General features: G+C 54.1%; 16 protein-coding genes. 9 read left to right on the top strand and 7 right to left on the bottom strand.

The genetic code is table 11. From position 1 onward, the window contains the following. Positions 1-14 precede the first annotated feature (14 nt). The 6 genes from ACO6S1_RS15185 to ACO6S1_RS15160 all read right to left on the bottom strand — a co-directional run bounded on the left by ACO6S1_RS15185 (position 15) and on the right by ACO6S1_RS15160 (position 4,783). Positions 15-1,259 (bottom strand): efflux RND transporter periplasmic adaptor subunit, encoded by a 1,245-nt coding sequence (locus tag ACO6S1_RS15185; protein ID WP_422343441.1) that lies wholly within the window; start codon positions 1,257-1,259, stop codon positions 15-17. Continuing rightward, the gene (locus ACO6S1_RS15180; protein WP_066740646.1) at positions 1,256-2,494 is read right to left on the bottom strand and encodes a TolC family protein; all 1,239 of its coding nucleotides are present in this window, start codon (positions 2,492-2,494) and stop codon (positions 1,256-1,258) included. Before ACO6S1_RS15180 ends, ACO6S1_RS15185 begins: the two co-directional genes overlap by 4 nt. Positions 2,495-2,563: 69 nt before the next feature. Continuing rightward, positions 2,564-3,010: a hypothetical protein gene (locus ACO6S1_RS15175; RefSeq protein WP_138104255.1), complete on the bottom strand. Its 447-nt coding sequence runs from the start codon at positions 3,008-3,010 to the stop codon at positions 2,564-2,566. Beyond that, on the bottom strand, positions 3,007-3,573 hold the full coding sequence (locus ACO6S1_RS15170) for a methyltransferase family protein (RefSeq protein WP_422343440.1): 567 nt from the start codon (positions 3,571-3,573) through the stop codon (positions 3,007-3,009). The genes ACO6S1_RS15175 and ACO6S1_RS15170 overlap by 4 nt, the downstream gene beginning before the upstream one ends. After that, complete coding sequence (locus tag ACO6S1_RS15165) at positions 3,570-4,133, bottom strand: methyltransferase family protein (RefSeq protein WP_066740641.1); 564 nt, start codon at positions 4,131-4,133, stop codon at positions 3,570-3,572. The genes ACO6S1_RS15170 and ACO6S1_RS15165 overlap by 4 nt, the downstream gene beginning before the upstream one ends. Beyond that, on the bottom strand, positions 4,133-4,783 hold the full coding sequence (locus tag ACO6S1_RS15160) for a cation transporter (protein WP_066740639.1): 651 nt from the start codon (positions 4,781-4,783) through the stop codon (positions 4,133-4,135). The genes ACO6S1_RS15165 and ACO6S1_RS15160 overlap by 1 nt, the downstream gene beginning before the upstream one ends. A gap of 67 nt (positions 4,784-4,850) precedes the next feature. On the opposite strand from ACO6S1_RS15160, the gene ACO6S1_RS15155 reads away from it, so the two are divergent. After that, positions 4,851-5,249: a MerR family transcriptional regulator gene (locus ACO6S1_RS15155; protein WP_066740637.1), complete on the top strand. Its 399-nt coding sequence runs from the start codon at positions 4,851-4,853 to the stop codon at positions 5,247-5,249. Between the two features lie 44 nt (positions 5,250-5,293). Here ACO6S1_RS15155 and ACO6S1_RS15150 read toward each other — a convergent pair whose 3' ends face one another. Further along, complete coding sequence (locus ACO6S1_RS15150; RefSeq protein ID WP_066740635.1) at positions 5,294-5,755, bottom strand: Lrp/AsnC family transcriptional regulator; 462 nt, start codon at positions 5,753-5,755, stop codon at positions 5,294-5,296. Between the two features lie 337 nt (positions 5,756-6,092). Between ACO6S1_RS15150 and ACO6S1_RS15145 the strand changes: the two genes are divergently transcribed. From ACO6S1_RS15145 to ACO6S1_RS15110, 8 genes are read left to right on the top strand one after another with little or no spacing between them, the layout of a single operon-like run. Continuing rightward, positions 6,093-6,758: a lytic transglycosylase domain-containing protein gene (locus tag ACO6S1_RS15145; protein ID WP_066740632.1), complete on the top strand. Its 666-nt coding sequence runs from the start codon at positions 6,093-6,095 to the stop codon at positions 6,756-6,758. Then, positions 6,755-7,120, top strand: a complete 366-nt coding sequence (locus ACO6S1_RS15140; RefSeq protein ID WP_138104253.1) for a TrbC/VirB2 family protein — start codon at positions 6,755-6,757, stop codon at positions 7,118-7,120. Before ACO6S1_RS15145 ends, ACO6S1_RS15140 begins: the two co-directional genes overlap by 4 nt. A gap of 5 nt (positions 7,121-7,125) precedes the next feature. Further along, positions 7,126-7,470 carry a type IV secretion system protein VirB3 gene (locus ACO6S1_RS15135; protein ID WP_066740772.1) on the top strand — a complete coding sequence of 115 codons (345 nt, stop codon included), beginning with the start codon at positions 7,126-7,128 and terminating at the stop codon, positions 7,468-7,470. Beyond that, positions 7,463-9,856: a VirB4 family type IV secretion/conjugal transfer ATPase gene (locus tag ACO6S1_RS15130; protein ID WP_066740630.1), complete on the top strand. Its 2,394-nt coding sequence runs from the start codon at positions 7,463-7,465 to the stop codon at positions 9,854-9,856. The genes ACO6S1_RS15135 and ACO6S1_RS15130 overlap by 8 nt, the downstream gene beginning before the upstream one ends. Positions 9,857-9,895: 39 nt before the next feature. Beyond that, on the top strand, positions 9,896-10,600 hold the full coding sequence (locus ACO6S1_RS15125) for a type IV secretion system protein (protein WP_422343439.1): 705 nt from the start codon (positions 9,896-9,898) through the stop codon (positions 10,598-10,600). A 2-nt stretch (positions 10,601-10,602) separates the two neighbouring features. Next, complete coding sequence (locus ACO6S1_RS15120; protein WP_161486503.1) at positions 10,603-10,860, top strand: hypothetical protein; 258 nt, start codon at positions 10,603-10,605, stop codon at positions 10,858-10,860. Positions 10,861-10,888: 28 nt separating this feature from the next. Next, the gene (locus ACO6S1_RS15115; RefSeq protein WP_422343438.1) at positions 10,889-11,884 is read left to right on the top strand and encodes a type IV secretion system protein; all 996 of its coding nucleotides are present in this window, start codon (positions 10,889-10,891) and stop codon (positions 11,882-11,884) included. A 10-nt stretch (positions 11,885-11,894) separates the two neighbouring features. Further along, positions 11,895-12,251, top strand: coding sequence for a hypothetical protein (locus tag ACO6S1_RS15110; protein ID WP_066740624.1), 357 nt, complete (start codon positions 11,895-11,897; stop codon positions 12,249-12,251). The last annotated feature ends 3 nt before the right edge of the window (positions 12,252-12,254 follow it).

Below are 12,254 nucleotides of genomic sequence, written 5' to 3'. Positions count from 1 at the left end.
TCAGGTTCCTTTCCTTAGTGGTCGTGACTGGCGCCGGACTTTTCGACGTCCGCGCGTACAAGGAATGACCCCTCGGTAACATAGGGCGTGCCTGGCTCGATGCCCGAGAGCACTTCGGTAAATTCTTTACCTTTCCGGCCCAGTTCAAGCATCCGCACTTCGTATTTATCGCCGTACCTTGCGTAAACGACCTGAAAATCCCGGAATGGCTGGATGGCTTCAGTGCGAACGGCCAGCGGAACGCTCTCTTGATTTACGTTCAACCGTCCACGCATCGTCATGCCCGGTCTTATCCATCCGCCACGATTGGGAATGGACGCCCGGATAAGAGCGGTTCCCGCTTCTGCATTACCCTCTGACAGATACCGCCCGAGCGTCGCTGCGCCAACGATCCGCCCGTCCTGTGCCTCCACGTCGACACGCATTCCAGGCCTGACGATGCCCAGGTCACGCGGGAAGATGTTGAACACCACTGTCGTCGCGCCAGGATTGGTGATGACGTAAAGTGGTTCGCCCCCGGTCATATTGCCGGGATTGCCGCCGCGTTCTGCGACCACTCCGCTTACGGTCGAGTAAACGGGATATATCTGCAAGCTCTCGGAAGATTCGACTCGCGCCAGCAGATCACCCTTGCGCACGTAATCGCCTACTTGTTTGGTTACCGAAACCACCCGGCCAGGAAACTGGCCGCGGATTTCAGATATCGCTGAAGGATCGAGCTCGACCGTTCCGTAAAGCTCGCGCGCATCGCCGATCTTAGCTGGCCCAGCCGTGCCAATTTCGATTCCGCCCTGCTTGGCGGCTTCGGGAGTGATCGTCGTGCGTCCTTCGTAGCTTTCGTAAGTCCAGCGACTGCGTTTGCCATCGACGACCGCGACGACTTCGACATCGAAGCTGTGCGGCTCTTCGACTGCGCCTTGCCCTAAAAGATACTTGCCTTCGGGTGTGAAGGAGAATTTATTGATCACGCCGCCCAAGCGCTTCAAAGTGATGGAAAGTTTTACCGATTTGGGATCAACCGGCTCTCCATCGCGACTAGCATAGACACGAAATTGCGGGTCTTGTCCTTCCTCGAATATAGTCACTTCGACGGCAAAATCTCCGTCTGTCAGCAATCGTCCGCCATTAGGGCCTTTGGCCGCTTCTTCGTTTTCGCCATTTCCTTTTTCAGCGTGTTCGCCGCTGTCAGAAGCGCCGCAAGCCGAAAGACCTAATGGTAGTGCCAGCGCCATAGCGGCGGTAATAATCAGTTTCTTCATGGTATAGACTCCCCCGCAGCGGCAACGTCATAGCGTCCGGTCAGGCGGTCAATTTCAGTTTGAAGGTCACGGTAGCGGTTCATTGCGTCGAGCCAGCTCTCTTGGGCGGCAACAATGGCATTTGAGGCGTCTTCGATATCTGAAAACCGGAAACCACCCCGATTATAGCCCTCGCGCACCTGCTCCAGCGTCCTCACGGTCTTTGGATAAACGTCTGTGATGATACCGTTCGCCCGCGTGAGCGCTGCATCTGAATCAGCGCGCAGCGAAGCCAGACGTCGTAGCCTTGCAAGACGGTCGGCCTCCGCTAAAAATTCCGTCTGCCTCCGCTCGGCTTGTGCGCGTTCGATATTACCTTGATTCTTGTCAAAACGGCCAATTGGAATTGAGATACCTGCAACCGCAGCTACGTCGTCAGTATCGCGCAAATATCGCAGGCCGCCGCTGATTGTGTAATCCTGCGTCGCACGTGTTTGCTCGACTATTACCAAAGATCGGGAGCGATCAATTGCGGCCTCGGCAACAGCAGTGTCTGCATCCGCTAGACCTGCCGTAGCCAAACCCTGTTGATTTAACTCTGTCGCGACTTCAACTGCTTGCCCTTCCCCACCCCAATAAGCTGCAAGTGCATTTTGTGCGTTTCGCAGGCGGAACTCCGCTTCGCGAAGACCAAGTTCAGCCTCGGCAACACGCGCAGCCGAACGGGTTTCAACAAATAGCGGATCTTTATAACCGCGAACACGGCGCAACGCCTCCCGCCGAAGTTCGCGCTCAATGCCTAGCCGTTCCGATGCAATCCGAACAACCGTTGCGGCGATCTGTGCGTCGATATAAGCACGCTGCACGTTGGCCGCGATATCAAGCCGTGCCGCACGAGCCCGAGCTTTTGCGAGTTCTACTTCACTCTCGCCCAGACCAATCCGTGCAGTTCGCTTGTCCCCGCGCTCGATCTGCTGACTATAAGTGAACGTCACCTCAGCCTGCCGGAATATATCAACCGGTCCGGTACCGATAAAATTCTCGGCTTCGGCAGATACGACGGGATTTGGGCGTGCGCCAGCCTGCCGTTTACCGGCCTCGGCAGCCGAAATGGCGGCTTCATTTGCTTTAAGGATCGGCGCGGCTTCTATTGCTTTCTCGACCGCCTGCTCCAAAGAAACAGGCTCGGCCAAGGCTGCCGTTCCGGCGACCGCAAATGCGCCCGCCAATAAGGCTGCGCGCAAGGACATATACATAATAAGAAAACTCCTGAACCAAAATCAAGTCCGCTGGGCGCAGCTATTGCGCACCGCAAAATCGAAGGTTCAGGAAAATGGAGGTTTAGTTGGCGGTGCCTGCGACCAGGAGGGCTTGGCTACGGACGAACTCGGGCGGGCCCTGCCTTCTTTATTGGTCAATTGCGTTCTTAAAGTATCAAAATCGCTTCCAAGAGCAAAATTATGGTGATGATGCATAACCGCATGGCATGGCTGATCGCCTTCATCTTCATGCTGGTCTGAATGGGAGCTTTCATCATGCCCATGTTGTTCAAGCGTACCCTCACTATGTTCCGGGGCAGCGGCGTGGGCTACAGACGGCAGAATGACGGTTCCGAAAAACAACGCAAAAATAACCATCAGAGATGAAAGTCTGCCGAGCATATATAAGCAAATAGCTATCAAATTGTGGAACGGCAATATAAAATGGTCTTTGTCTTTGCTGAAGCCATTGGATGATAGCGAGCGCGGACAGATCGAATATGTCATTTTCATAGAAACCGGCGCACGCGAAGTCTATATTCACGGAATTCATCACCATACATTTGTTCAAGCCAGGGTTCCTCGAAAAGCGGCGCAAACAGGTATAGCGCAGCCCAAAACCCAAGGAGTATTGAAACCCAAACCGAATTGGCGACCACCGCCCAACCGATCAGTCCAAGCCAAGTTGCAACGTAAACCGGATTGCGGCTTTTGGAGAAATATCCGTCTGTTACCAACCCGCGCTTTTCGCCAAACGCATTGCGCCAACCCATTTGTAGGGTAATTCGAATCGCCAGACCAAAACCGGCGAAAAGTAGAATGACACCGATTGTGATGGTAAAAAAGCGCGCCGCTGAACCGGCTAACTCAAATTCCAGCACTGACAGAACAATAAGCGGATAAAGGAAGCACCTAAACAAAATTAGAAAACTTCGATGCTGCCAGCTTTTCCGCTCCGGAGGCGGCCAGAACTGAAAATTGCTTCGCAAGGTCGCGACAAGCGACAAGATCAGGATGACGCATACCGAGACGAGCGACACAGAAAAGAGGAGTGTTGACCAAGATTCGACCATCATTTGTGAATTCCAATCCAGCGCGGAACATCATTCTTGAAAATGATATATGCTCTTCCAAAATTATCGCTTAGATGTGCTTCTTCAGTCCTTACTTGCTCACGGCAAGCAAGAACAAATGAAAGTAGCGCAGCCCAGGTCCACCAGCTATTTGCCACCACGGCAATACCAAGCCCAACGAGCATCATTCCTACAAATATAGGGTTTCGGCTAAAGCGGAAAAGCCCATGCTGGATGAAAAGCGGCGCATCGCCTTCACGGACACCTACCCGCCATGCACGGCCCATATGGACTTGAGCAAAAATAACGATAGCTCCGCCAGCCATGGAGACTAGCGCGCCAATCAGCCCATAGGAACTTTCTGACCTTAGCGCTGCTTCGGCGGCGGCAAAGGCCAGGATGACGATGCTGATTGCGAAGGCAGCGCCGGCCAATCTCTGCCTGCCCTTAGCTGATCCAAATGCCCAAGCATTGTCTCCGCTCGAACGCGAAACAGAACGACCGCGCCACAAGGATGAAATGAAGGTCACGACCAATACAATAAGCGGAATAGCGTCAACCATCAGGCTTCTCCCACTGAAACGCTTCGTTCCGCGCATGATTTCAATTCATCGCGCGCTTGCCAAATTATCTGAATCCCGCTGGTAATTGCCAAGCCTGCCATGATTGCAGCCACACCGAGGTCAGGCCATGCACTACCTGTACCAGCCACTCCCAAAGCGGCAGCGATAACGGCGACATTGCTGATGGCGTCATTGCGCGAGCATAACCAGACAGAGCGCATATTCGCGTCCCCTGTCCGGTAGCGATAGAGCATCAACGCGACGCCAACATTGACCAGTAGCGCCAGTGCTCCGACAATGCCCATCGTCTCGGCTACCGGCGATGTTCCGTGAAAAAAAGCCGACAACGCCGCTCCCAACACGAATAAGCCAAACAGCAATATTGTTATTCCCTTGAACATCGCCGCACGCGATCGCCAAGCCAGCGCCATCCCGGCCACGCCAAGGCTGATCGCATAGTTGGCAGCGTCACCGAAAAAATCGAGCGCATCAGCTTGGAGCGCGCGCGAGTCCGCTTGAACGCCAGCACCCATTTCGATGAAAAACATCGCGGTATTGAGGATAAGGGCAATCCAAAGGATACGCCGCCAACGCTTATCATTAAGCGCACCTCCAGTCCCGGTGGCGTCGGCACAGCAATTGTCAGACATTGTTTTTCCTAGACTTATTTCGATTCGCAGCTAGTTATGCACCCTGTAGTAACTATAGGGTCAAGCGATGAAAATTGGAGCATTGGCAAAAGCAACGGGAACGAAGGTGGAAACCGTCCGCTATTATGAAAAAATTGGCCTCTTGCCGTTAGCGGCGAGGACCACTGCCAACTATCGCGACTATGGAAGCGAGCATCTGGCGAGACTATCATTTATTCGCCGTGCCCGTGATCTCGGGTTCACATTAAAAGCTCTGTCGGAATTGCTCACCCTGTCAGACGATAGGGAGCAATCCTGTGAAGCCGTTGATGATATTGCGAGCCGGCATCTTGCTAAAATTGACCAGAAAATCGACGACCTGACCACACTTCGCTCAGAGTTAGACCGCGTAATCAGCGCTTGCCAACATGGCAAGGTGGGAGACTGTAAGATAATTGAGACATTGGCACCAAGGCCATTGTCCTGAGCAGTTGAGTGTGGGGTTCATTCACGCCACTGAAGACAAATAACTTATAATTTTGGAAGGCGCTTAGTCACTGTCGATGACTGAATGATTGCGGTATCGACCGAGGAAAATGGCAAGAAACGGTCCATAACAGTTTCCAATTCATGTACATCATGAACGACGGCTTTTGCTACGAAGCAATCTTCACCTGTAACATGATCCGCTTCAACAATTTCAGGAGTATCGATCAGCATCTGCGCCACTCTCTTTGCCTCTCCCGGCAAAGCGCACACTCGTACATGTGCAGTGACACTCAGTCCAAATACCTTAGGATCTACATTGATAGTATAGCTGCTAATCGCGCCTGCATCTTCCAGCTTGTGAATGCGCTCGGTAACACTTGGACTGGACATTCCAATTTGCTCTGCGAGCTCCCGAACTGTCATTCGGCCATTGCCGACCAATGCGGCAATTATAGCTCGATCAGTTGCATCAATTGGCCGGGTTACATAGCGGCTTCGATTCATATTTCACCTCTAGCTGGATGACACCGGCGAGGCCTTGAGATTACGAAGGCAAATGTTCGATTTTGCCTTATTTATCCTAAGTTTGAGCTAGAAATCGGGCTTACAGCGAACACACCCAGCGACAAGCAGCTAGTCCGCAAGGTCAAAATTAAAGGTCAAAGCCCGTTATGGGTTTCGATTGGCAAGTCGAAACGGCTGTAACGCCTTCTTGAATCTATAGCTGAACAAATAAACGACCACCTATAATTCGAAGGAGAAAAGTAAAACAGGAGCGAAGCGCCATGAAATGCACCCCGCGATTAGGAGCAACAGATAGAATTCTGAAGCGAGCAGGGTAATGGGCTACTCTACTGCAACTATTGTTTCATTGGCACTTCAATGTGCTCCGTCGGTAGCGCCGGAAACGGTTATCGCGATTGTTCATACCGAAAGCCGCGGTCATGTTTTCGCCCTCAACGTCAACGGCGGACGGCAACCGCGCCGACAGTCGAGTGCAGCAGCGGCAGCAGCTACGGCCAAACGCTACGTCGCAGCAGGTTATTCAGTCGATCTGGGCCTTGGCCAGATCAATTCCCGCAACATGCGGTGGCTTGGCCTCACATGGGAAACGGTGTTCGACCCTTGCACCAACATTGCAGCGCTGGGCCACGTTCTTACTCAGAACTATAATTCAGTGAAAGTGGGGCGTGACCCGCAAAGCGCGCTTCGTATTGCCCTCTCAATGTATAACACAGGCAGCCAATCGCGCGGATTTCGCAATGGCTATGTCGCTAAGGTCATCGGCAATGCTGGCATAGCCGATAGGCAAGTATCCCGCGCCTCCACTGCATCGCAACCAATCGCGGAAACAAGCGGCGATCTGCGGACAATAATTGTCGCGGAAAATGCAGCGCAACGGACACCATCTCGCCCTGCACCGCCCCCGCGCTGGAATCTCTTTGAGCGGGCGGCTTACGAACGTGAAACCAAAGCTCTCGCAGAAAATGAAAGAGGCAGCATATGAGCACCATCCTAAATTTAGTACGCAGCACTAACGTGCGGCGCACATCTCGTGCGGTAAAATCTAACCAGCTTCAAAACAAGAGCCAGGGTGTTGTGTTCTGGAGCATAGCCCTCTTGTCTGCGTTGTTCATTTCGCTCGCGCTCCCCGAGCCAGCCTACGCACAAAACCTAGAGAGATTTGCTAGCAACGTGCGCGGGCTTTTATCATCAACGCTTCTTCGTACACTGGCGGTCATCGCCGTAATTGTAACCGGCTTACTGTGGTTTACAGGCCGCGCCTCGACCGCTGTGCTGGTAACGGTCATTATTGGCATCGCCATAGTCTTCTCTGCGGATTCCATCGTCGGTCTCATTGCGGGTTGATGGTAATGAACGGCGAAACCGAAATTCTGACAAAAAACACGCTGTTCCTTGCAGTAACGCGCCCAGCCCTCTGGGCAGGAATCCCGATAGAGGCAGCAGTATTGCTACTTATCGCCAGTGCCTCAGTGCTGATACAAAGCAACAGCCCCCTCTATGCCGCATTGATCGCGGCTTTTGGCTATTCGATCTCACGGCTGATCGTGCGGCACGATGTCAATGCGTTTCGCCTGCTGTTCCTTTGGGGCCGGACGAAAGCAGGCAACCGAAACCGCAGCTTCTGGGGCGGCAGCAGCTACTCACCACTGCCTCTAACGGGCCTGCGCCGGAAAGGCTTTGGTCGTCATGGGTAGATCGCTCACCTCCAACAATGCTGTGCCGCTAAAGATAGCGCAGCGCGAGGCAACACCTGAAAAGTTTCTGCCCTATGCTCGCCATATAGACGATCAAATGGTGGCGCTTGATTCTGGCGACATCGTGCTGACTTTCGAACTCACGGGCCGCGCCTTCGAGACATCGGATGTGCGTGATCTCAACGACTGGCATACTAAATTAAACGGATTGCTGCGTAACCTGCATGACGAACGCCTGTCAGTCTGGACGCATTTGATCAGGATGCGCGTGGATCAATATCCCGGTGGGGCATTCAAATCTGGTTTCGCTGCCGATCTGGACCGCGCCTATTTTGGCCGCATCAACCAGGAGCGGATGTTCATCAACCGGTTCTTTGTCAGCCTTGTCATTCGCCCTTCTGCAACGGGAAGCGACAAGATCATCCAGCTCTTCAAGCGGAAGGTTTCCAAGCAGGCGGACAAAGGTCCGCTGATAGACGAGGCACTAGTCGAACTGCTCGATGATAAAGCGCGCGATTTCGAAAAGCTCATGGCGCGCTGTCAGCCGCGCCGTTGCGGGATATATGAACATCGCGGATTGATGTTTTCCGAAACGATGGAAGTCGCGGACATGGTAATGACTGGACGTCATGTCCGTGTTCCCGTGGTGCGCGGGCATCTGGGCGGCGCGCTTTACCGCGCGCGCACAATTTTCGGCGCGGAAACTATCGAGGTTCGCGGTGCCGATACATCGGTCTTTGGCGGCATTTTCGGAATCCGCGAATACCCCGCGCAAACTACCCCGCGCCAGTTTGAGGCCTTGCTGTCGGTCGATTTCGGGTTCGTGCTAACACAATCGTTCACATTTCTTGGGCGAGCGGCGGCCACAGAGAAATTTCGGCTGCGCATGACGCAGATGGAAAATTCAGGCGACCGCGCAGTCAGCCAGGCCGATGCGCTGATTGATGCGAGCGACGATCTCATGTCAAACCGCTTTGTTCTCGGCGATCACCATTTCACGCTTGCCGTATACGGGACAAGCATGCGCGCCCTGCGCGATCATATGTCTGTGGCCCGCGCAGCCCTAGCCGATACCGGCATGGTGGCGGCGCGCGAGGGCGCTGCGCTTGAAGCCGCCTATTGGTCGCAGCTTGTCGGCAATTTCGCATGGCGCGCCAGGCCTGCGCCTATCACATCGCTCAATTTCGCAGCTTTCTCGCCGTTTCATACTTTCCCGGCTGGACAAGCGAACGGAAATCATTGGGACGAAGCCATAGCGCTTCTCAAGACCAGCGCGCGCAGCCCCTATTTCTTTAATTTTCACAAAGGTGATTTGGGCCACACGTTAATCATTGGTCCCTCTGGCGGCGGTAAAACCGTATTGCTCAACTTCCTTATGGCACAGGCCGAAAAAACCGGCGCACGGCAGATATTCATCGACAAGGACCGCGGCGCGCAAATCTTCGTGCAAGCAAGCGGCGGCACTTATCTCGCATTGCATAATGGCATCGCCACCGGCTTCTCTCCGCTCAAAGCGCTGACTGACTGCGCACCAGACAAGAGTTTCTTGTCGGTATTCATCCGCCAATTGGTCCGCGCAGATGGCAAGCCCATCTCGGTCGAGGAAGAACGAAGAATTGAGGACGGCATAAATGCTGTAATGAAGCTTCCTGTCAGCGAGCGGTCTCTAAGCGCGTTACGCTCGATGCTCGGTATGAAAGATGCCAGCGGCGTTGGCGCAAGACTGGAAAAATGGACGTCGGAAGGCTCGCTAGGCTGGGTGTTCGACAATCCCGATGACAGCATGACGCTTGATGCGCGGTTTATCGGTTTTGATATGACCGACTTCCTGGACAATGCCGATATCCGCACACCCGTCATGCTGTATCTCTTTCACCGGATCGACCAGCTATTAACTGGCGAGCGGATGATCATCTGCATCGACGAATTCTGGAAGGCATTGGGCGATGAAGCTTTCCGGCGCTTCGCGCAGGACGGGCTTAAAACCTATCGCAAACGCAATGCCTTGCTGATCTTCGCCACACAGTCACCAGCCGACGCGCTCAAAAGCGACATAAGCCACTCTATCCTCGAACAAGTCGCCACTAAGATCATGCTGCCAAATCCATTTGGTGCGCGTGGCGATTATGTCGACGGGTTCGCACTGTCAGAAGCCGAATTCAAACTCGTGCGCGAAGATCTCTCGCCTGAAAGCCACAAGTTTTTGGTCAAGCAGGGCCATGACAGCGTGGTGGTCGAACTTGACCTGAGCGGGCTTGATGATGCGCTGGCCGTCCTGTCTGGCCGCGCAGAAACTACGGCGCAAGTCGATGAAATCATTGCCGAGGCAGGAAGCGATCCTGCCGTCTGGCTACCACTGTTCCATAGCCGAAGGCGTCCCAGCTGAACCCAATCAAGACGCTGAAACAAGTAGAAAGGTAAAACGATGAAGAAATTGACACAGCTACTAAGCGCAGCGCTGCTTTTCGCAGCCCCCTTGCCCGCCTTTGCCCAAGGTATGCCCGTCCATGACAGCGCCAGCCTGATCCAGCAGATCAATACCGTTCGACAAGCCTTGCAAATGGTGGAGCAAGGCAAGGAGCAAATTGCCGAAGCGCAAAAGCTCTATCAGGACTTGAACAAGCTCACCGATATTCCGGCATTGGCACAGCAGCTGAAAACCGATGCGCTACGCGAACTCGATACATCAAACGGTTCCCTAGAAGGGTTCGGAAATGGCGATCTCAATGTTGTTGGCGCGGGCCGCGCAAAGGCCGATGAAGTCTATCGCGGACTTCTTGACCGGCTTGGCCTCGCAGGCTCGGAACAGTCGCGCGCTGCCTTTGATCTTAATGCCCGTAATATCGGTATCAATGCTGGTTTGGCGGAAAATGTCGGCTCCGCTGTTACTTCGCGGGCGGAAGGGCTCGACCAACTACGCACACGTTTGGCAACCGCATCCACGGCCAAGGAAGTCGCCGATCTAACCGCAAGATTGCAGTTGGAATCTGCCGCAATGCAAAATGACCAGCTTCGTTTGCAAGCGATTGCTTTGCAGCAAAAAGCACAGGAACGCACGCGCGCTGCCGAGGGCCAAGCTGCCTTGGCACAAAAGCTTGATGAAGCAAGCCGCTACTACCGGGGGCAATGACCATGCGGGCCGCACCCCTGACGATCCTGTTGTTGCTCGCGGGGTGCGGCGCGTCTGAGACTTCGGACGGGGCGGACAGCAATATGCCAGCCAGAAGTTGGAAATATTATGCCGCGCATCCCGCCGAAATTGAGCCAATGCAGAAAATTTGCCGTCAATGGGCAGGTTCAAATGCCCCTACTGACGCGCAGCCTGCTGTGATCACAACTAACTGCCGCGCAGCGGCATTTGCAAAATCCCAACTACAGCTGACCGAATAACAACAAGCCAAAAGGACCAAGTGCCGAAATGGATTTCAGCGATCATGTATTCACCACCATGTTTGAAGCGCTAAATAGCGCTTTGGGCGCGATCGTGGGTAAATATGCCGCAATAATCGGCGTCGTGTCGCCCGCTCTCCGCATCGGTATTGTGATCTATATTTCGCTGCTTGGTTACGCGATTATGCGCGGGGCTGTGCAATATCCGTTCCGTGAGTATGTCTATCGCGGCTGCCAACTCGCATTTCTCTATTTTGCGGTCACATCGCTTTACGGAACCCAGATCGGCATATTTGCTCTTGGCGGCTTACCGAGCCAGTTCGCCACCGCATTGGGCGGTGCGGACGTCGGCGGTCTCGGCGGCTTCTATGACAAGCTGGCAGGCACCGGCTTTGAAACCGCCAACACTATGCGCAAAATCGCGGCCAATTATCAGGAAACCCAAGGCACGCTCCCTGATATCGGATATGCTGTGTTTTCAGGATTTCTGGTGGTCATGGTCCTCGTCGCCACCTTGCTGTGCGCTGCCATCGGTTTCGTAATCAGCGCCTTCGGCCTTTTTGCCCTGGCCTTGCTGTCGGTGGTCGGGCCGCTCTTCGTCGCGGCTTTGCTGTTCGAGTCCACACGCGGTTATTTCTTCGCATGGCTCGGCGCGTGCATCAACTATCTGATGCTGATCGTCTTTGCGCTCGTGCTAACGCTGTTTCTTACCCAGACCGGCGAAGCAATCATCGCCACTATTTCGGAAAATGACGAAATCGGTATGGCCGCGATTAAAGCTCTGGCCTTCTACGCACTCGGCTTTTTCTTCTTCCTGCAAATTCCAATGCTCGCAGCATCCCTAGGCGGCGGCGGTCCCGCCCTCGCCAATCAGTTCGCATCGGCAATCGCAGCAGCTGGCGGGTTCGTCATCGGGCGCGGAGCTACCGGAGCGCAAGCAACAAGCCGCGCCATCGAACGTGGTTTCGCACGCGGCATCGCAAGAATGCGTACATCAGATTCGGTCAGTCGCGGAACAAATTGAGGAGCAAATTATGCGTAAACAAATCATGGCTCTGATTGCCGCCTTGGCAATCTCGATACCTGCCAGCCCTATTGTAGCTGCGCCAAAGTCGCCCAAGCTCTCAAAGTGCGACGGTAAGAAGCGCAGGCCAGCCAACCCATACGGCTCGATATTGCCGACCGTCGATCCCGAGACTGGCACGTCAACGCCTGCAGGGCAGCCGTCTGGTAGTGAACCGGACGAAGAGCCCAAACGTGAAGGTGTTGAAGTATTCCCGAGTAAATCATCCATGCTCCCAAAACCCGCAACAAGGCCCGGCGCCAAGACCCAACCCATAGTCCCACCTATCAGCAGCGCGCAGCCAAAGCGCGTGTATCAAAGTTGCTGAGCG

Source organism: Parasphingorhabdus sp. (assembly GCF_965233695.1).
Lineage (GTDB): Bacteria > Pseudomonadota > Alphaproteobacteria > Sphingomonadales > Sphingomonadaceae > Parasphingorhabdus.
The sequence above is the reverse complement of the archived record's forward strand: the minus strand, read 5'-3'. Positions and strand labels throughout refer to the sequence as shown.